The organism is Zavarzinia sp. CC-PAN008, assembly GCF_051903925.1.
Lineage (GTDB): Bacteria > Pseudomonadota > Alphaproteobacteria > Zavarziniales > Zavarziniaceae.
In genome coordinates, this window is record NZ_CP173678.1 from 4,594,892 (window position 1) to 4,613,902 (window position 19,011).

Genomic DNA, 19,011 nt, shown 5'->3' on the forward strand with positions numbered 1-19,011 from the left:
GAATCAAGGCTGGATCGTCTTGCCCGTCGCCTCGGTATAGCGCTGCAGGGCGTAGGACGTGTCGAGGCCCTCGAACACTTCCGTGATCTTCCGCCCGTCGGGATGGCGGGCAAAGACGGTGTATTCGTTGCTGTAGGGCGAATTGTCGGCCTTGTACCGCGCGTTGTAGATGAAGCGCACGGCGCTCAGCCGGTCGTTGCCGACCTCGTCCAGGATCTCGACCGTGACGCCGTCGGCGAAATAGAACTCGGTCCAGATCGTGGTGTTGAACGCGACCACGGCGGCGCGCCCGACATGCGGCCCGGCCAGCGCCCCGGTCGACGCCGAGAGCGTCCAGCGCACGTCGTCGGCATAGAGCGCGTTCATCGCCTGGGGATCGCCAAAGGCCTCCACCAGTTTCCCTGCAAGTGTCGTCGCGGCCATGGCCGGATCCTCCCCCCTTGGTCTTGTCGCGTTATTGCCGGGCCAGTTCTGCCTGGGCCAGGCCGTCGCCGTCCAGCGCCTGATCGTCGTCCATCGTGACGGTGACCCGCTTCAGGTGCCCGGTGAAGGCAAAGGGTGCGGCATAGTCGGCGACCGGGCTGCCCCGGTCGCGGCCGATGTCGAGGCCCGACCAGGAGACGAAGTTGACGAAGGCCAGCGGCGTCTCGACCGCGCCGGCCGCCTGTCCGTCGACCAGCAGGACGATGCGGCGCCCGCCTTCGGGCCGCGCCCGCACGGCGACGCCCAGGCTGTGCGGCCCCGGCGTCAGCCGCGCGGTCGAGGTGACGACGACATGGGCGCCGCCCACGTTCATATCGTGCACCAGGTGGCCGTCGCGGACGAACAGGCTGTAGCCGCAGGTGGCGTCGCCATGGGCGATCAGCACGCCCTGGTCGCCCGCGTCCAGCCGGGCCTCCGCCTCGATCCGATAGGAGCGGCTGCGCACGTCGGGCGCCACGTCGGTCGGCAGGTGCCCCATGCCGCGGTGAAAGACGAAGCGCCGCCGGGGCCCATGGAAGCGCGCGGCATTCTCGGCGAAACGGGGGCCGAAGCGGTCGTCCAGGGGCAGCACGGCGTGGCGGTCGGCCTCCACCCACCAGGCATCGACCAGCGCCTTCAGGATGTCGGGCCGCTCCGCCGCCAGGTCGCGCACCTCGGCGAAGTCCTGCTCCAGGTGGTAGAGCTCCCACACGTCGGCGTCGAAGCTCTTGCCCGGCGGGTGGAACGCGACGGCCTTCCAGCCGTCGCGCCACAGGCCGCGGTGCCCGAACATCTCGAAATACTGCGCCTTGGCCCGGGGTGGGGCCTGGGCGTCGGCCAGGCTGGCGGCGAAGCTCACGCCCTCCAGCGGCATCTGGGCCACGCCGGCCACGCTCGCCGGGGGCGCCAGGTCCAGCAGGTCCAGCAGCGTCGGCACCAGGTCGCAGGCATGGGCGAACTGGTGGCGCACCTCGCCCCGCGCCCGCAGCCGCGCGGGCCACGAGATCACGAGCGGATCGCGGATGCCGCCGCCATGGGTGTTCTGCTTGTAGCGGCGCAGCGGCGTGTTCGACGCCATCGCCCAGCCATGCGGGAAGTTCGAATGCGTGTCGGGCCCGCCGATATCGTCGATGCGGGCGATCTTCTCGGGCATCAGTTCGGGCCGGAAGTTGTAGGGCCCCATGGCATTGACCATGCCCAGCGGGCCGCCTTCCTGGCTGGCGCCGTTGTCGGACAGGACCAGGACCAGCGTGTCGTCGGCCACGCCCGCCTCCTCCAGGAAGGCCATGAGCCGCGCCAGTTGCTGGTCGGCATGGGCCAGCATGGCGGCAAAGGCCGATTGCAGGCGGGTGAACAGGCGCTGCTCGTCCGGGCCGTGCTCGTCCCAGGCGCGGACATGGTCGTTGCGCGGCGGCAGGACGGTGTCGGGCGGCACCAGGCCCATGGCCTTCTGCCGCTCCAGGCGCTGCGCCCGCTCGAAGTCCCAGCCATGGGCGAACAGCGCGTCATGCGAGCGGATCAGCGAGGCCGGCGCCTGGTGCGGCGCGTGGCAGGCGCCGAAGGCAAGCCAGGCCAGCCAGGGCGTGGTCGGCGCATCGGCCAGGTGGTCGGCGATGTAGCGGATGGTCTGGTCCACCAGGTCGGCGGTCAGGTGATAGCCGCTCTCGAACGTGCCGGGCGGCTCGATGGGCGTGTTGTCGCGCACCAGTTCCGGCGCGTACTGGTCCGTTTCCGCGTCCATGAAGCCATAGAAGCGGTCGAAGCCGCGGCCCAGCGGCCAGCCGTCGAACGGGCCAGAGGGACCCGTCTCGGTCAGCGGCGTCACATGCCACTTGCCCACCATGTAGTTGCGATAGCCGTGGCCGCGCAGCATTTCGGGCAGGGTCGCCGCCGCGCGGCTGATCTTGCCGCGATAGCCGGGCAGGCCGCTGTCGAAATTGGCCAGGCAGCCCATGCCGACGCTGTGGTGGTTGCGCCCCGTCAGCAGGGCCGCCCGCGTGGTCGAGCACATGGCCGTGGTGTGGAAGCCGCTGTAGCGCAGCCCCCGCGCGGCGATCGCGTCGATCGTCGGCGTCGCGATGGGCGAGCCATAGCAGCCGAAGTCGGAAAAGCCGACATCGTCGAACAGCACGACCAGGATGTTGGGCGCGCCATGGGGCGGTCGCGGCGCGTCCGGCCAGTGCGGTCGGGGCGTGGCCTTGGCCCGGATCGCTGCCGGATCGGTCTTGTCCCCCATGGTTCCCTCGCGCTTCCCCGCTTGTCGTTGCGGGCATCGTGGCGGCGGCGGCGATGCTCTGTCTACCCCGCAAGGCCTGGCCCGCGGAAAGCGGTCAAGGAACGCGCGCCCGCCCGCCCCGTTGAAGCGGGCATGTGCCGGGAGCGCAGCGTCGCCCGGCCGATGTTTTTCTTGAGGAAGGACCAACCCTATGGCCCAGCATGACAGGAGCGGGATCGATCCCGCCGACAGGCCCCTTCTGGAGACGCCGACAGGCCGCCGCTTCGCGCCCCATGAGGGGCCGGTGACGCTGGCCGACCTTGAGGTGCGGGACAAGTCCAGCGGCAGCCGCCCGGTTGGCGACCGCACCAATGTCCACCTCTCGGGCGGCGGCGCGGTCGAGACCGACGACGGCCTGGACGAGAACGCCGAAGCCCTGCGCCAGGCGATCGAGGACGTGCCCCCCGACCACCGCGACGAACGGCCGGAAGACATCCCCGTCTTCGACCGCGCCGACCGCCTGCCCTGACGCGACCGCGCCCGGCGTCCTCCCCCCGCCCCGAAGGCCGGGGGAGGCAAGCCGGGACCTAGGCCCGGGGCCGCAGCAGTTTCAGCACGCCCGAGAAGTTGAGGACCGACGCCCCGTCCAGGTCGATCAGGCCGCGCACGAACAGCAGGCTGCGCCCCGCCTTCACCACCTCGCCCCGCGCGGTCAGCAGGGCACCGAGCGGCGCGGCGGCCGCGAACTCGCCGTTCAGGGTGACCGTCACGCTGTTGATGCCGCGCAGGTCGTCATAGGCGATCGTGAACAGCGAATAGTCGGCAAAGGCCATCAGCGCGCCGCCATGCACCGCACCGCCGCCGTTCATGTTCTTGTGCTGGATGCGGAAGCCCGACTCCATCCGGCCATCGGCCAGGCGGCGGGCATAGAACGGCCCTACATGATCCTCGAACGGCTCGTCCGAGCTCCACTTGGACCAGCCGTCCCACTCGCCCCCCACGACGGGGGTCAGGCCGGGTGCGAGGCCTGCGTCATTGTCCATGCCTGATCTCCCTGTGCCCGCACAGTCCGCGGGTCTTCACGTCACCTCGAAGCCGACGCCCATCGCGCGCAGTGCCGCGATGTCCGCCGCCACGTCGCCTGCCGCCTCCGGATAGCTGGTTCCGGCCGCGACCGGAAGCCGGCCATCCAGGCCCAGCAGCCGCTCCGCCTGGGTCACGGCGCCGGCCGCCGTCATGTGCGTCTGGCCCAGCGGGTCGTGCACCCGCACCCGGCGCGTGCCGGCAGTGCCGGCGATGGTCAGCCGGAACTCGTGCGCGGCCCCTGGTCCCGGATGATGCAGCAGGGCGCTGCGCCGCGCCGGCGACAGGCGCGCCCACAGGCCCGAACGCACCAGCAGAGCCAGCATGGCCCCCGGCGCCGCCCTGTCGAAGCCCATCCGGGCCGCCACCCCGCGGGCGTGGCCGGTGCGGACCAGGCTGGCCTGATCGGGACAGCTGAACAGGCGGCAGCGGGCGGCGACGCCATTGCCGAACGTGACCGTCCGCGCCTGGCCCAGGCTTGCGACCTGGACGGGTGCGCCGTCGCGCCAGATCGTGAAGGGGCGGTGGATCTCAACGAACCCCGCCACGGAATCGGGACCGGCCTTGTCCGCCGTGGCGAACAGGATGTCCAGGTCGACCTGTGCCGCGGGAGCCGCGGGATCGCGGAACGCCGCCACCGCCAGGGCCGCGACACCCGCCATCCAGCCAGAGGCCAGGACAACGGGCGCGCGTGGCCCCTCGGCCGCCAGCAGCCGCTCCGCATCCTCGACCCGGCTCTGCCAGCGGGCGATGTCGACCAGCGCGATGCCGCGCCGGGTGGCGGCGCGCAGCAGGCGGTCGCGGCTGTCGTTGACCGCGACCAGGATCGCCGCCGGCAGCGTTGCCAGCCCCGCCAGCGGATCCTCGGCCGTGACGTCCAGCGCCACGGCCGTCGCCTGGCCCAACGCCGCCGCCAGGGCCTGCGCCGGCGCCAGCCGCCGGCCGGCAACCTGGATCGCCAGGCCGGGATGGCGGCGGCGCAGCAGGTCGCAGGCCTGCGCGCCCACGGTGCCCGTGCCCCCCACCACCAGGATGCTGCGTGCCCCGCCCATGGCGCCTCGAAGAGTTACTGAAAGTAAGTTACCTAAGGTAACTCCATCGCCAGGCGGGCTGTCAATCGCTATGCTGAGCCATGGACACAAGAGACCAGGCGCCCCACCGCCGGCGCATGACGGGGGCCGGCCGGCGCCAGCAGATGCTGGACCGCGCCATGACGATCGTTGCGGAGGAGGGGGCGGCGGCCCTGACCCTGGCCCGCCTGGCGGAGGCCTGCGGCGTGACCAAGCCCATTGCGTACCAGCATTTCGGCACGCGCGAGGGCCTGCTGGCCGAGTTGTTCCTGCACCTGGGCGCACGGCACGAGGCGGCGGCCGCGGTGGCCCTGTCTGCCCGTGCGGCGGGGACGCTGGCCTTGCCGCAGTTCGCGCACGCCATCGCCGCCGCCTTCATCGACTGCGCGATCGACAACGGCCCGCTCTATACCGAAATCGCGGCTGCCCTGGCGGCGGCGGGCGCGGCGCACCAGGCGGTGCGGATCGGCTTCGTGCAGCGCTATGCGGCAGCGATCCGGCCCGTCGTCGCCCTGGACGACGCCGCCGTGCATGCCTTCACCGTGGCCTATGTGGGCGCTGCCGAGCACCTGTCGGAGGCGGTGCTGCAGGGCCACGTCACGCGCGAGCGCGCCATCGCCACCCTGTGCACGATGCTGGTGCCGGTTTGCGCCATGCGGTCCGCGCCCCCGGTTGACCGGGGGCCCGGCCGTTAGCGCACCGTCAACGTGACGGCGGACGGCTTGAACAGCAGCGTGTTCCAGGCCGCGTCGACCAGGTAGATGTCCACCCGGTACGAGCCCGCGGGCATCGTGCTGGGCAACGCCAGCGTGGTCGACAGCGTGCGCTGCTGCGCCGTGGTGAAGACCTGGTTCACGATCTGCTTCGTCAGGCGCGTGGTGTTGCCGGCGGCGTTGCCCCGCACCTCGAACTTGACCGAGATGGTGGCGGCAGCCTGCGCCTTGATCGTGGCGCCCAGCGTGATCGTGGTGCCGCGCGCCGGGCTGGTCGGGTTGACGGTCGCCGACGGGATCGTGAAGGCAACCGGCAGCGGCCCGTCCGGCGGCGTCGTGTCTGGTCCGCCCAGGAGGGCCAGGAAGCGGGCGGCAGCCTTTGGGAACTGGGTCACATGGGTGCGCTGGCCGCTCCCCGTCACCGAGCCATTGCCGCTGACGTCCGAGAGCTGGTGCCCGCCTTCGGAATTGTCGATGTCGAAATAGGCCTGGTACGCGACGCGGTTGGCCGGGTCCTTGATGAAGGCCGCCATCTGCTCGATGAAGTACGGGTTGTCGCCGCCGCCATAGGGGTCGGGCCGCTGCCACAGGCCCCATTCGGGCAGGGACATGGGCTTGTTCCGGGCCTTGGCGAAGTCGCGCATGCGGAACAGCCCCTTGGACACGTCGGCCCAGGCGCCCTTCTGCCGGGTCAGGCGGCAGGCATCGTCGCAATTCGCGGGATAGGGATAGTGCCCCTCCCACGACTGGTCATAGATGTCGACGCCGATATAGTCGACATAGGCATCGCCCGGATAGGCCTGGTTCATGCGCCAGTCCGACCACCAGTCGATGTCGTCGGAAACGTTCCAGTCGAACTGGAAGCCGGCATTGGGCTGGTAATAGCGCATGACGTTGACCACGCGCTTGAAGCAGTTGGCGAACACCGCCTCCTTGTTGCGGGCGGACCAGGCGAACCAGTTGCCCTCGAACTCCCAACCCAGGCGCAGGATCGTCCCCTGCAGGCCATAGGCCGCCAGGTTGTTGGCCAGCCTGGCCCAGTGGATGTCATAGGTCCCGGCGGCGCAGGCCTCGAGCGAGACGTCGTCGGCATTGCCCTTGATCCCGTCGGGGCCGGCGCCGTTCACGGGCCCGGGCAGCAGCGCGATCGAATAGACCAGGCGGCGCCCCGGCTTGGCCTTGACCCAGGTCGACCAGGGGCCAAGCTGCCACGTTGCGGAGGAGATGTTGGCCCAGGAATTGGTGGCGGTGAAGGCGACGGCGTATTGCACCTCGCGTCCGACCCAGCCCTGGTACAGGTCGACCATCTGCGGCCCGTTGGGCGCATCCCAGCGGTAGACGCCCACGATCTCGGCCTGGGCCGGGGCCGGCGTGGCGCCCACGATGCCGAAGGCCGCAGCCAGGCCCATCACCCCGGCCAGCACGTTCCGGATCATCCGCATCACGCCCACTCCCCTCCGTACACGGTGGGGAATTTACCCGCTCGCCCTCGCGAAATCTTGGTTAAAAATCACATTTTAGTGAAAATCTATGGTGAATCCGCCCTGGGGGCCGGGCGCCGCGCGAGGCAGGCGAGGAAGGCGGCGACGAACAGCAGGTCGCCGCCCGCCGCCATGATCGTGTCCTGCGGCACGCCGGCCCCCAGCGCCGCATGCGCCGTCAGGGCGACGACGCTGAGCTTGCCCGCGATGTTGAGCCAGATGACGGGCCGCATCCGGTCCAGGTCGCGGGCGATCAGCACATAGCTGAGGCCGAAGACCAGGATGCAGGCGCCCAGCATGCGCAGCGGCAGGACATAGTCCGGACTGGGCGGCGGCAGGCCCATCATTCCGGCCGCCATGTCCGGCGCCAGGACCATGGGCAGGCCCACCAGCAGGTTGAACAGGGCGGCAAACCAGAACAGCAGGGACCAGCGCGTGACCATTGTCGGCTCCGCTTCGGGCGAGGGAGGAATGCCCTACAGGCGCAGCGGCTCGCCCTCGTTGAGCAGCGGTGTCGCCAGCGCGATGTTGGCCGCGGCCTCAAGCCCCAGCAGCGTGCGCAGGGTGGGACTGAGGTCCGCGATCGTTTCCGGGGACAGCGCGGCGTTCCAGTTCATCTGCGGCCGCAGGAAGCCGGCGGAGTAGTAGCCGAAGAGCAATGCCCGTTCCTCGTCCTCCGTCACGTTGGCGCCGGAGGTGTGCCAGACCCGGCCGTCCATGACGATGACGCTGCCGGCCGGCGCCTCGAACGGCACCAGCTGCGCCTCGGCATCGGCGGGCAGCTCGCTGCGCTGCCGGACCTTGTGGCTGCCGGGGATGAACAGCGTGGCGCCGTTCTTCAGGTGCACGTCGTTGAGGCACCAGATGATGTTGAGCGACCAGGGCTGGACCCACGGCTCCGGCACCACGATCGACTGGTCGGAATGCAGCTTCATCGAGCCGGACCCGGGCAGGGCGATGTTGGCAGTGAAGTTGGAGACGAGGTACGACGGCCCCAGCAGGTGCTCCACCACCTCCAGCGCCAGGGGATGGACGATCAGCTCGCGAAAGACCGGGTCCAGGTCCAGCAGGTTGAAGACGCGCACATTGTGCCTGTTGGGATCCAGGCCCACATTGCGGGTGGCGGCCCCGCGCCGCTCGCTCTCCTCCGCGGCCGCCCAGAGCTTCGCGCGCACCTGGTCGGTCGTCGCGGCATCCAGGACGCCCGGAAAGATGCAATAGCCCTGTTCGGCCAGCTGCGCCTTGGCGTCGCTCCATTCCATCCGCGTGTCTCCCTCCTCGTCGCGCGCCCTGGCGGCGCGTCGTTGGCCGGGATCATAGGCGCTCGCCCGATCAGCGTCACCCGCAGCCTTGCACCGGGGCTCATCCGCCGCCTGCGCGACGACGGCGCGCCGCGTGGCCAGTCATTGATCAGAATTTAACCACGATCGCGAGCAAGAGCTGCTCGATGAACGCAAGTCCGGCGTGCCGGTGGCGAGCGTGTACTTCGTCACAGGACATGCGAATTGGTCGGCTGTTCATTGACGCTTGTTCCAGACTGGGGCATAGGGGGTGCTGCAGTCGTCGTTTGGGGGTGTGGGCATGAAGCGCTGGATCAGCAGGATGCGGTCGGCCGCAACCGCCCTTGCCCTGGCCGGCACCGCCCTTCTGGGCCTGGCCCAGGCTGCCCCGGCCCAGGCCGAGGCGGCGATCGGCGTCTATCGCTGGGACGCGCCCAACGGCCCCAACATGGTCAACCTGTTCAGCACCTGGCTGGGCAAGGAGGCGACGATCGGCATCGGCTACACGCCGACCGGCACCTGGGAGCAGATCACCGCCTCCGACTGGCAGATGCTGGCCTGGTCGACCTGGGTCAAGGCCAAGGCCGGACGCCAGTTCGTCTATTCGGTGGCCCTGCTGCCCGGCCCCGCCAGCGGCTCCGGCCCTGACAAGATCTGGGGCAATGCCGACGACGTCTCGCTGGCCGCCTGTGCCGCCGGCACCTATGACTGGCGCTGGCGGGCCTTCGCCAACAAGCTGGCGTCCTATGGCCTGAAGTCCAACACCATCATCCGCCTGGGCTGGGAGTTCGACGGCAACTGGTTCGCCTGGGGCGCCCGGGGCAAGGAGGCGACCTTTGCCGCCTGCTTCCGCCGCGTGGTGACCGCGATGCGCGCGGCCCAGCCGACCGCCGGCTTCCGCTTCGACTGGAACGCCAGCGAGGACATCGCCCACTGGACCGACTGGCAGTTCCAGTCGACCTATCCGGGCGACGCCTATGTCGACTATGTCGGCATCGACATCTATGACACCGGCTGGGTGCCCAATGCCTATCCCTATCCGGCGACCTGCGATGCCGCCTGCCGCCTGGCGCGGCAGCAGACCGCCTGGGCCGGCGTCTCGCGCGGGCTGAACCGGATCAAGAATTTCGCCCTGTCGCGCAACAAGCCCGTCTCGCTGCCCGAATGGGGCCTGTGGCTGCGGCCCGACGGCTATGGCGGCGGCGACAACCCCTATTTCATCGAGCAGATGTCGGCGTTCATCAAGAACCCGGCGAACAAGGTCGCCTATCACGCCTATTTCGACGTGAACCCGGGCAGCGACTCGCACCAGATCTCGACCGTCAGCGGCAGCGGCAATGTCGTGGGCAGCCAGGGCTTCGCCAACGTCACGCGCATGCCCAACGCCGCCGCCCGCTTCAAGCAGCTGTTCGGGGCGGTGACGGCCGCGCCAGAGATCAAGTTCACGCTGGCCGGCGTCACGCTGTCGTCCACCTCCCTGGCGCGCGGGCAAAGCCTGACCGTGACGGGCCGGGTCCAGGCGCAGGGGCCGGCCCGCATCAACATCGTGTACGAGGTCCGCTCGACCGACCCCGCCAACACCACGCGCCTGACGCGGCAGTTCGTGAACCAGCCCTTCACCCTGAACGAGCTGCGCACCTTCACCGGCGCCATTGCCCTGCCGACCACGATGCCGGCCGGCACCTACCGCGTGAACGTCTCCCTCACCAACACCGCCTGGACCAAGACCCTGGTCTACTACGCCGGCCCCACCTTCACGGTGCGCTGACCCGTCACGCGCTCTCTCCGTCGACAGAGCGTGTGAAGGACGGCACCAGCATCCTTCGAGACGGCGCGTCGCGCTGCGTCTCGACGCACAGCGCGGGTGGCTCTGGATCCCCGCCTTCGCGGGGATGAGCGGGCGAGAGCGCCCGCAATCTCAGGTGAAGACGAAGTCGGACGCCACCAGGGTCGCGGGATCGAAGCTGGCGCCCAGGTTCGCGATGTCGAAGACGTTGCCGGCGGGATTGCCGGCGTCCTGGACGTGGAACAGGTGGACGTCGCTGCCCACCCCGCCGACCCGGCCGACAAAGAACATGCCCTGGCCGGGCTGGCTCGTCCCGCTGCCGTTCAGGTAGTTCGCGATCGATGTCGTGGTGTTGAACCCGGCGGTAAAGATGACCAGGTCGGCCTGCGTGATATCGACAAAGGCACCCGGCGATTCGGTCGTGATCACGAAGTCGGTCGAATTCGTGTTCGTGTTGAAGCCGAAGCCGGTCACGAACTGGAACGTGTCGTCGTTGCCGTCGACGTTGGAAAAGTCGACGATGCGGTCGGCGTCCGTGTCCCGGGTATCGAAGCGGAACGTGTCGTTGCCGCCGCCGCCGGTCAGTGTGTTGAACCCGCCGCCGCCGCCAATCGTGTTGTTGCCGCTGCCACCCGTCAGCGTGTTGTTGGCGACCCCCCCGATCAGGCTCCCGTCCAGCCCGTCGCCCAGGGTGGCGACCAGCTTGCCCGCGCTGAAGAACCAGTTGACGCTGACGAAATTGCGCACGGAGACGTTGTCGCCGCTGGTCTGGTCCTGGCCCAGGCCGACCGACAGGTCGATGACCAGGTTGGTCGTGTTGCCCGCCTCCGCGTACAGGGTGTCGATGCCGCCGCCGCCGTCGAGAGTGGCGCTCTGACCCGCGGCATTGTTGTACTGGATGAAGTCGTCGCCGTTGCCGCCGTCCAGGGTGTCGCCGTTCAGCAGCGCGCCACCGCCCGCCACGCCAACCAGGCGATCGGCGCCGCCAAAGCCCAGCAGGGTGTCGGTGCCAGTGCCGCCCAGCAGCGTGTTGGCCGCGCCACTGCCAAAGGCGGTGAGGTTGCCGCTGCTGGCCGACCAGTCGACATTCTCGAAATTGCGGACGTCGCTGAAATCGTCGGTCCCGATCAGGTCGGCGGCGGACTGGTCGGCCCCGGTGATGCTGAGGTCGATGAACAGGTTGTCGACGAACAGGTCGACCAGGGTGTCGGAGTCCGTCCCGCCGTCCAGCAGGGGGATGCCGTCGGCATCGGGGGCGACGTTGTATTCGATCCGGTCATTGCCGCTGCCGCCCAGGAACGTGGCACCCGTGGCGAACTTGTCGGGCGAATCGTTGAGCAGCGTGTCGTCGCCGCCATTCCCGTTGATGACGTCGGCGCCGCCATTGCCGTTGATCGTGTCGTTGCCGGCGCCGCCCAGGATCGTGTTGATGTCGCCCGAGTCGGCGCCTGTCGCCAGCAGGACCGAGGCGCTCTGCGACCAGTCCACATTCTCGAAATTGCGGATGTCGGCGGTGTCGCCGGTCGTCTGGTCGGCGCCGACGATGCCCAGGTCAATGACCAGCGAATCGTTGGCCACGTCGAACAGCGTGTCGCTGTCCGCCCCGCCGTCGATCACGGTGTCGGGATTGTTGTTGTTGGCGAAATTGTACTCGATGGCGTCATTCCCGCTGCCGCCCAGGAAGGTGGACAGGTTGGCGAACTGGGCGGTCGAGCCGGTCAGGATACGGTCATTGCCCCCACCGCCGTTGAGGGTGTCGAAGGCGTCGCCACTGAGCAGGTCGTCGCCCGCGCCGCCGGTCAGCGTGTCGGCGCCTGATCCCCCCAGGATGGTGACGCTGTTGGCACTGCTCACCAGGCTGGCATCGATGACCTCGCTGCCGTCGCTGCCGACCACCGTGACCACGTCATTGTCGGCCGCCCCGACCATCGCGTTGCTCAGGGTCAGGCGGCTGACGCCGTTGGCCAGGGTGATGATCTCCACCCCCGACACGTTGGCCAGGGCCGCACTGCCGATCGTCCCGGTCGTGGTGAATGCCAGGGTGTCCAGGCCGGTGTTCCCGTTCACCGTGTCGGTCGCGGCCAGTGCCGCCGCGGCGAAGCGGAACGTGTCCGCCCCTGCCCCCCCGGTCAGCGTGTCGGCGCCGACATTGGCACTGACGTCCAACCGGTTGGGCGCCGTCAGGCCCGCGCCGTTGACGATGTCGTTGCCGGTGCCGCCAGACACGCTGACCAGGTCATTGTCGGCAGCGCCGACCATGGCGTTGTTCAGGGTCAGGTTGTTGCTGCCGTTGGACAGCAGGATCTGGTCGACGCCGCGCACATTGCTCAGCATCGCGCTGCTGACGGTGCCCACGTTCTGGAAGAACAGGCGGTCCATGCCCGCCCCGCCGGTGATCGTATCGGCCGAGGTCAGGCTGGTGGTGGTCACGCGGAACAAGTCGGCCCCGGCCCCGCCGATCAGCGTGTCATTGCCGGCCATCCCTGTGATGTCGAGCGTGTTGGCCGCCAGGACCGCGCCGCCGTTGACGACGTCGTTCCCGCTGCCGCCGCGAATGGTCAGCGTATCGGCGTCGGACGCCCCCACCTGCGCATTGCTCAGGATCAGGTTGTTGGCGCCATTGGCCAGGGTGATCTGGTCGATCCCGCTGACATTGGCGAACAGGCCGCTGCCGATCGAGCCGGTGCCGGTGAAGACCATCTGGTCGACCCCGGCCCCGCCCACGACCGTGTCCGTGGCGGTCAGGCCGCCGCCCTGGAAGCGGAACAGGTCCGCCCCCGCCCCGCCCGTCAGCGTGTCGGCGCCCAGGCCGGACGTGACGTCCAGCCGGTTGACCCCGGTCAGCGCTGCGCCATTGATGGCGTCGTTGCCCCCGGCGCCGACCACGCTGAGCACCGCGTTGCTGGCGGAACCGACGGTCGCGTCGGTCAGCACCATCACGTTGGCGCCATTGGCCAGGACGACCTTCTCGACCCCCGTCACGCCGGATACGACCAGCGTCCCGGCAGAGCTGAAGATCAGCTGGTCGACCGCCGTGCCGCCGCCGCCAGTCAGCTTGTCCGCGGCCGTCAGCGCGGTCGCGGTATAGCGGAAGATGTCGGTACCCAGGCCGCCGGTCACCGTGTCATTGCCGCCCGAACCGGTGACATCGATGCGGTTCACGCCCGTCAGGCCACCGGCATTGATGACATCATTGCCCATGTTCGTGGCGATCGTGACCACGTCGCCTGTGGCCGAGCCGACCACCGCGTCGCTCAACGTCATGGAATTGGTGCCATTGGCCAGGACGACCTTCTCCACCCCCGACACCCCGGTCAGCACCTGCGTGCCCGCCGTCGTGAAGATCAGCTGGTCGACCGCGGCACCGCCGCCGCCGGTCACCCTGTCCGCCGCCGTCAGCGCGGTGGAGGTATAGCGGAACGTATCGGCCCCCAGGCCGCCGGTAACCGTGTCGACCCCGCCCGAGCCCGCGACGTCAATGCGGTTCACGCCCGTCAGGCTGCCGGCATTGATGACGTCGTTGCCCATGTTCGTGGCGATCGAGACCACGTCGCCGCTGGCCGCACCGACAAAGGCATCGCTGAGGGCCAGGGTGTTGGCCCCGTTGACCAGGACGATCTTCTCGATCCCCGTGACGCCGGTCAGGACCTGCGTGCCGGCCGACGTGAAGACCAATTGGTCGATCGCCGTGCCGCCGCCGCCCGTCACGCGGTCGGCCGCCGTCAGCGCCGTCGCCGTGAAGCGGAACGTGTCAGCCCCCAGTCCGCCGATGACCGTGTCGACGCCGCCCGATCCGCTGAAATCGATCGCGCTCGCCGTCAGGCCGCCGGCCTGGACGAAGTCGTTGCCCATGGCGCCGACGATCGTCAGGACGGCGCCATTGGCGCTGCTGGCCAAGCCGTTGGTCACGACCAGGGCGTTGGTCCCGTTGGCCAGCTGCACCTGCTCGATGCCGGAGACATTGGCCAGCGACGCGGCGGCGACCGTCCCCGCCGTGGTCAGGCGCAGCGTATCGACTACGGCGCCGGAGCCGCCGACCAGCGTGTCCGCGCTGGTCAGGTGGACTGCCTGGAACTGGAACAGGTCGGGGACACCCGCGCTGCCGATGAAGGTATTCGCGCCAGCGGTGCCGGTGAACGTGGCCATGGACTTGCCCCCTCGCGCCGGTCAGTCCGGCACCCTCAGCCCGGCGCCCCCCGGCGTCGATCAGTCGCCAGCATGGCGAGGCCCGCCTGCGGCGTAAAGGGTAGCGCCGTCACAACCCGGGCAGGTCCGGGCGACAGGCGCGCATCGCGCGCCTCAGGCAAAGACGAAGTCGGATGCGTCCAGCGTCGCGGGATCGAAGCCAGGACCCAGGTTCGCCAGGTCGATGAGGGGGACTGCCGCATTGCCTGCGTTCTGGGTGTAGTAGAGGTGAACGTCGGCGCCGGCACCCCCCACCCGGCCGACGACGAAGACCGGCTGATTGGCCGTCGTGGTGTTCTGGTCCAGGTACGACAGCACGGCGTCCTTCGTCGCAATGAAGCTGTCGTCAAGCACGACAAGATCGGCCAGGCTGATATCGACGTTCGATCCACTCGGCTGTGCCACCACCACGAACCCGCCTGAGGCGGGGTTGGTCGGGAAGAAGGCCGTGCTGAACGACAGCGTATCGTCGGCGTGGGAAAAGTCGGTGATGCGGGTCTGCGCGCCGACCAGGTACTGCGTGGCCGTGTAGCGGAACGTGTCGGCGCCCGCCCCGCCCGACAGGCTGCTGTCGGCGCTGATGAAGGAGAGCACAAGCGTATCTGCACCCGACCCGCCGGCCAGCGTGTCCACGCCCCCCGCGCCATCCAGCGTGTCATTGCCGCTGCCCCCGATCAGGGTATTCGCCCCGGTGCTCCCGGTTGCTGTGACATTGCCGCTGCCGGCTGCGAAGTCGATGTTCTCGAATCCCGTCACGACGGTGGTGTCGGCACTGCTCTGATCGCCTCCCACGGCCAGGTTGAACCCGACACTGGCCGTCGCACCGTCCGCCACGAACAAGGTGTCGGTGTCGGCCCCCCCGGCCAGGGTGGCGACGGTTCCGGATGAGTCGTTGTACTGGACGCGGTCATTGCCGTTCCCGCCGTCCACCCTGTCGCCGGCGAGGACTGCCGCGCCCCCCATGGCGCCGGCCAGGAAATCGTCGCCACCAAACCCGAACAGGCTGTCGGTAGCACTGCCGCCCAGCAGCGTGTTGGCTTGCGCATTGCCAAAGACCGTCAGCGCGCCGCTGCTGGCCGACCAGTCGACATTCTCGAAATTGCGCACGTCGCTGAAATCGTCGGTACCGACCTGGTCGACCGCCGACTGATCGCCGAGGTTGGACAGGTCGATGAACACGGTGTCGACGAACACGTTGACCAGCGTGTCGCTGTCGCCGCCGCCGTCCAGCAGGGGGATGCCCTCGGTACCGGATGCGACGTTGTATTCGATCCGGTCGTCGCCGGCCCCACCCAGGAACGTGGCGCCTGTCGCGAACTGGACGGGCGAATTGTTCATCAGGGTGTCGTTGCCGCCATTGCCGTTGATGAAGTCGGCGCCACCATTGCCGTTGATCGTGTCGTTGCCGCTGCCGCCCAGGATCGTGTTGACGGACTGGTTGTCCGGGCCGGTCGCGATCAGGACGGAAGGGGCGCCGGACCAATCCACATTCTCGAAATTGCGAACGTCAGCAGTGTCGCCGGTGGTTTGGTCGGCGTTCACGATGCCCAGGTCGATGACCAGCGCGTCATTGAGCAGGTAGAAAAGCGTGTCGCTGTCGCCCCCGCCGTCGATCACGACGTCGGGATTGCCCGGACTCGCGAAATTGTACTCGATGGCGTCATTGCCGCTGCCGCCCAGGAAGGTGGACAGGTTCGCGAACTGGTTGGCCGGGTCGGTCAGGATGCGGTCATTGCCCCCACCGCCGTTGACGATGTCGAAAGCATTGCCGTCCAGCAGGTCGTCGCCGGCGCCACCGGTCAGCGTGTCGGCGCCTGATCCCCCCAGGATGGTGACGCGGTTGGCGCCGGCCAGGGCGCTGGCATCGACGACATCGTTGCCGCCGGCGCTGCCATCGATCGTGACGACGTCACCGTCAGAGGCCCCGACCATGGCGTTGTTGAGGGTCAGGCGGGTGCTGCCCCCGGCCAGGACGATGACATCGACGCCCCGCACATTGGCCAGCGCCGCGCTGCCGATCGTCCCGGCCGTCGTGAAGACCAGCGTATCCGCGCCGGCATTCCCCACGACCGTGTCGGTCGCGGCCAGCGCCGCCGCCGTGAAGCGGAACGTGTCGGCTCCGGCGCCACCGGCCAGGGTATCGGCGCCGACATTGGCACTGACGTCCAGGCGGTTGGGAGCGGTCAGGCCCGCGCCGTTGACGACATCGTTGCCGGTACCGCCCAGCACGCTGACCACGTCATTGTCGGACGCCCCGACCATGGCGTTGTTCAGGGTCAGGTTGTTGCTGCCGTTGGACAGCAGGATCAGGTCGACGCCGCGCACATTGCTCAGCATCGCACTGCTGATCGTGCCCACGTTCTGGAACAACAGGCGGTCCAGGCCCGCTCCGCCATTGATCGTGTCGGCCGACGTCAGGCTGGTGGTGGTCACCCGGAACAGGTCGGCGCCCGCCCCGCCGATCAGCGTGTCGTTGCCGGCCATGCCTGTGATGTCGAGCGTGTTGGCGGCCAGCACGGCGCCGCCATTGACGACGTCATTGCCGCTGCCGCCCCGGATGGTCAGCGTATCGGCGTCGGACGCACCCACCTGGGCATTGCTCAGGATCAGGTTGTTGGCGCCATTGGCCAGGGTGATCTGGTCGATCCCGCTGACATTCGCGAACAGGCCGCTGCCGATCGAGCCGGCGCCGGTGAAGACCACTTGGTCGACGCCGGCCCCGCCCACGACCGTGTCCGTAGCGGTCAGGCCGCCGCCCTGGAAGCGGAACAGGTCCGCGCCGGCACCCCCCGTCAGCGTGTCTGCGCCCAGGCCGGCGGTCACGTCCAGCCGGTTCACGCCGGTCAGGGCGCCGCCGTTGATGACGTCGTTGCCGACCGCGCCGACGACCGTCAGCGCATCGCCATTGGCGGAGCCGACCAGGCTGTTGGTCAGGCTCAGGCTGTTGGCGCCGTTGGTCAGGACCAGCTTCTCGATCCCCACCACGCCCGTCAGGACCACGGTCCCGGGGGACGTGACGACCAGCTGGTCGACCGCGCTGCCGCCGCCGCCCGTCACGCGGTCGGCCGCCGTCAGGGCGGTCGCGCTGAAGCGGAACGTATCCGCCCCCAGGCCGCCGATGACGGTGTCGTTGCCGCCGGACCCCGTGACGTCGATGGCACTGGCGGTCAGGCCGCCGGCCTGGACGAAGTCGTTGCCCATGGTGCCGACGATGGTCAGGACCGCGCCATTGGCGCTGCTGGCCAGGCCGTTGGTCACGACCAGGGCATTTGTCCCGTTCGCCAGCTGCACCTGCTCGATGCCGGAGACATTGGCGAACGACGCAGCGGCGATGGTCCCCGCGGTCGTCAGCCGCAGGGTATCGACCACGGCGCCAGCGCCCCCCAACAGCGTGTCGCTGCCCGACAGGTGGCCTGCCTGGAACAGGAACAGGTCAGGGACACCCGCAGCACCGATGAAGGTATTCGCGCCGGCGGTGCCGGTGAACGTGGCCATGGACCTGTCCCCTCGCGCCGGTCAGTCCGGCACACTCAGCCCGGCTCCACCGCCGTCATCGGCTGCCAGCATGCCGAGGCCCGCTGGCGGCGTAAAGCGCAGGTCAATCACATCCCGGGCAGGTCCAGGCGATAGGCCCGCATCGCCGCCCCATGGAACAGCGACGCCTTCTCCTCGGCGGTGAAGCCGGCCGCGATTTTCTTGAACGCGTTCCACAGCACGCCATAGCTGCAGGACAGCTTGTCGACGGGGAAGTTGCTCTCGAACATGCAGCGTTCGGGGCCAAAGGCGTCGATCGTGTGCAGGTAATAGTCCCGCGTCGCCGCCACCAGCTCGTCCGACGTGGGCGGCATGTCCCGCTTGTGCCAGCCGAAGCCGTTCACCGCCATGTTGAGGCCGCCCAGCTTGGCATAGACGTTGGGGAGCTTGCCCAGTTCGGCGATGTCGCGCTTCCACTCCTCGAAGATCTCGCTGCGGCGGCCCTCATAGGGGCCGATGCCCAGCGGCCCGCCGAAATGGTCGTGGATCATGGTGACGCCCGGAAAGGCGCGCGCCAGCTCGATGAACGCCTTGATCTGCGGGTGGAAGTGCCAGGCATCGAAGGACAGGCCCAGGCGTTCCATCTCGGTCATGCCCGCCCGGAACGGGGCCGAGGCATAGAGGTCGGCCGGCGGGTTGGTGTGCGAGTTGTGCACCTCCGGCGAGGGGTCGTTGCCCGCCGCATGGCGAATGCCGCGGAAACGGTCGGGGGCCGCCCGGATGTGCGCCTCCAGCACCTCGGCCACGGCACTGCCCATTGACAGGTCGGCGCGGGAGACGATGCCGGCATGGGCGCGGATCGGGCCATAGAGGCCGCTGGCCGACATCGCGGCGACGCCGTTGCAGAACTCCGTCTCGCCCACGAATGCCAGGTGCTCCGGCCCATCGGCACGGTACATGCTGGTGCATTCGACGAACACGGTCGCCACTACCCGGTGGCCGGATCCGGTATCGGCCAGCAGCTCGTCCAGCAGGTAGCGGCTGCCCGGCAAATCCCACAGGTGATGATGCGGGTCGACGATGGGAAGGTCGGGCTCCAGCGCCGCCTCCTGCACCTTGTCCAGCCAGGCCTGATCGATCCCCACCAGTTCCCCCTTCTCGTTGAGCGCCATCGTATCCTCCCGTGCGCCGGCGTCCTGGTGCGCGGGCGGCGGCGTCACGATGGGCCATGCACCCCCGCCGGGTCAAAGCCGCGATGGCGC

The 19,011-nt window shown here is 69.1% G+C and carries 13 protein-coding genes; 3 read left to right on the plus strand and 10 right to left on the minus strand.

Features of this window, described 5'->3' with window-relative positions:
* Positions 1-3: 3 nt before the first annotated feature.
* The gene (locus ACI6GS_RS21300; RefSeq protein ID WP_439815483.1) at positions 4-423 is read right to left on the minus strand and encodes a nuclear transport factor 2 family protein; all 420 of its coding nucleotides are present in this window, start codon (positions 421-423) and stop codon (positions 4-6) included.
* Between the two features lie 31 nt (positions 424-454).
* Positions 455-2,698 (minus strand): sulfatase-like hydrolase/transferase, encoded by a 2,244-nt coding sequence (locus ACI6GS_RS21305; RefSeq protein WP_439815484.1) that lies wholly within the window; start codon positions 2,696-2,698, stop codon positions 455-457.
* Between the two features lie 190 nt (positions 2,699-2,888).
* Between ACI6GS_RS21305 and ACI6GS_RS21310 the strand changes: the two genes are divergently transcribed.
* Positions 2,889-3,206, plus strand: coding sequence for a hypothetical protein (locus ACI6GS_RS21310; protein ID WP_439815485.1), 318 nt, complete (start codon positions 2,889-2,891; stop codon positions 3,204-3,206).
* Positions 3,207-3,264: 58 nt separating this feature from the next.
* Here the strand turns inward: ACI6GS_RS21310 and ACI6GS_RS21315 are convergent, their stop codons facing one another.
* Both ACI6GS_RS21315 and ACI6GS_RS21320 read right to left on the minus strand, forming a co-directional pair.
* On the minus strand, positions 3,265-3,720 hold the full coding sequence (locus tag ACI6GS_RS21315; RefSeq protein ID WP_439815486.1) for a PaaI family thioesterase: 456 nt from the start codon (positions 3,718-3,720) through the stop codon (positions 3,265-3,267).
* 36 nt (positions 3,721-3,756) lie between these two features.
* Positions 3,757-4,812: a saccharopine dehydrogenase NADP-binding domain-containing protein gene (locus ACI6GS_RS21320; RefSeq protein ID WP_439815487.1), complete on the minus strand. Its 1,056-nt coding sequence runs from the start codon at positions 4,810-4,812 to the stop codon at positions 3,757-3,759.
* 80 nt (positions 4,813-4,892) lie between these two features.
* Here ACI6GS_RS21320 and ACI6GS_RS21325 point away from each other — a divergent pair, with 80 nt between their 5' ends.
* Positions 4,893-5,525 (plus strand): TetR family transcriptional regulator, encoded by a 633-nt coding sequence (locus ACI6GS_RS21325; RefSeq protein WP_439815488.1) that lies wholly within the window; start codon positions 4,893-4,895, stop codon positions 5,523-5,525.
* Here the strand turns inward: ACI6GS_RS21325 and ACI6GS_RS21330 are convergent.
* From ACI6GS_RS21330 to ACI6GS_RS21340, 3 genes are all read right to left on the minus strand, one after another.
* Positions 5,522-6,985 carry a glycoside hydrolase family 26 protein gene (locus ACI6GS_RS21330; protein WP_439815489.1) on the minus strand — a complete coding sequence of 488 codons (1,464 nt, stop codon included), beginning with the start codon at positions 6,983-6,985 and terminating at the stop codon, positions 5,522-5,524. The genes ACI6GS_RS21325 and ACI6GS_RS21330 overlap by 4 nt on opposite strands.
* An 86-nt stretch (positions 6,986-7,071) precedes the next feature.
* Positions 7,072-7,467, minus strand: a complete 396-nt coding sequence (locus ACI6GS_RS21335; protein WP_439815490.1) for a hypothetical protein — start codon at positions 7,465-7,467, stop codon at positions 7,072-7,074.
* A 33-nt stretch (positions 7,468-7,500) separates the two neighbouring features.
* Positions 7,501-8,286 (minus strand): phytanoyl-CoA dioxygenase family protein, encoded by a 786-nt coding sequence (locus ACI6GS_RS21340; RefSeq protein WP_439815491.1) that lies wholly within the window; start codon positions 8,284-8,286, stop codon positions 7,501-7,503.
* A 319-nt stretch (positions 8,287-8,605) separates the two neighbouring features.
* Between ACI6GS_RS21340 and ACI6GS_RS21345 the strand changes: the two genes are divergently transcribed.
* Entirely contained in the window at positions 8,606-10,072 is a 1,467-nt protein-coding gene (locus ACI6GS_RS21345; protein WP_439815492.1) for a glycosyl hydrolase, read from the plus strand.
* A gap of 150 nt (positions 10,073-10,222) precedes the next feature.
* Here ACI6GS_RS21345 and ACI6GS_RS21350 read toward each other — a convergent pair whose 3' ends face one another.
* The 3 genes from ACI6GS_RS21350 to ACI6GS_RS21360 all read right to left on the minus strand — a co-directional run bounded on the left by ACI6GS_RS21350 (position 10,223) and on the right by ACI6GS_RS21360 (position 18,969).
* Positions 10,223-14,236, minus strand: a complete 4,014-nt coding sequence (locus ACI6GS_RS21350; RefSeq protein ID WP_439815493.1) for a beta strand repeat-containing protein — start codon at positions 14,234-14,236, stop codon at positions 10,223-10,225.
* A 153-nt stretch (positions 14,237-14,389) separates the two neighbouring features.
* Positions 14,390-17,770, minus strand: coding sequence for a beta strand repeat-containing protein (locus tag ACI6GS_RS21355; RefSeq protein WP_439815494.1), 3,381 nt, complete (start codon positions 17,768-17,770; stop codon positions 14,390-14,392).
* A gap of 107 nt (positions 17,771-17,877) precedes the next feature.
* A complete protein-coding gene (locus tag ACI6GS_RS21360; protein WP_439815495.1) occupies positions 17,878-18,969 on the minus strand; it encodes an amidohydrolase family protein in 1,092 nt (363 codons plus the stop codon).
* Positions 18,970-19,011 lie beyond the last annotated feature (42 nt).

Excerpts from the sequence above, each read along its gene's own strand:
- ACI6GS_RS21330 (WP_439815489.1), bottom strand. The coding sequence starts at position 6,985 with ATGCGGATGATCCGGAACGTGCTGGCCGGGGTGATGGGCCTGGCTGCG.
- ACI6GS_RS21335 (WP_439815490.1), bottom strand. The coding sequence starts at position 7,467 with ATGGTCACGCGCTGGTCCCTGCTGTTCTGGTTTGCCGCCCTGTTCAAC.
- ACI6GS_RS21345 (WP_439815492.1), top strand. The coding sequence starts at position 8,606 with ATGAAGCGCTGGATCAGCAGGATGCGGTCGGCCGCAACCGCCCTTGCC.
- ACI6GS_RS21310 (WP_439815485.1), top strand. The coding sequence starts at position 2,889 with ATGGCCCAGCATGACAGGAGCGGGATCGATCCCGCCGACAGGCCCCTT.
- ACI6GS_RS21315 (WP_439815486.1), bottom strand. The coding sequence starts at position 3,720 with ATGGACAATGACGCAGGCCTCGCACCCGGCCTGACCCCCGTCGTGGGG.
- ACI6GS_RS21355 (WP_439815494.1), bottom strand. The coding sequence starts at position 17,770 with ATGGCCACGTTCACCGGCACCGCCGGCGCGAATACCTTCATCGGTGCT.
- ACI6GS_RS21320 (WP_439815487.1), bottom strand. The coding sequence starts at position 4,812 with ATGGGCGGGGCACGCAGCATCCTGGTGGTGGGGGGCACGGGCACCGTG.
- ACI6GS_RS21305 (WP_439815484.1), bottom strand. The coding sequence starts at position 2,698 with ATGGGGGACAAGACCGATCCGGCAGCGATCCGGGCCAAGGCCACGCCC.
- ACI6GS_RS21340 (WP_439815491.1), bottom strand. The coding sequence starts at position 8,286 with ATGGAATGGAGCGACGCCAAGGCGCAGCTGGCCGAACAGGGCTATTGC.
- ACI6GS_RS21350 (WP_439815493.1), bottom strand. The coding sequence starts at position 14,236 with ATGGCCACGTTCACCGGCACCGCTGGCGCGAATACCTTCATCGGCAGC.
- ACI6GS_RS21300 (WP_439815483.1), bottom strand. The coding sequence starts at position 423 with ATGGCCGCGACGACACTTGCAGGGAAACTGGTGGAGGCCTTTGGCGAT.
- ACI6GS_RS21325 (WP_439815488.1), top strand. The coding sequence starts at position 4,893 with ATGGACACAAGAGACCAGGCGCCCCACCGCCGGCGCATGACGGGGGCC.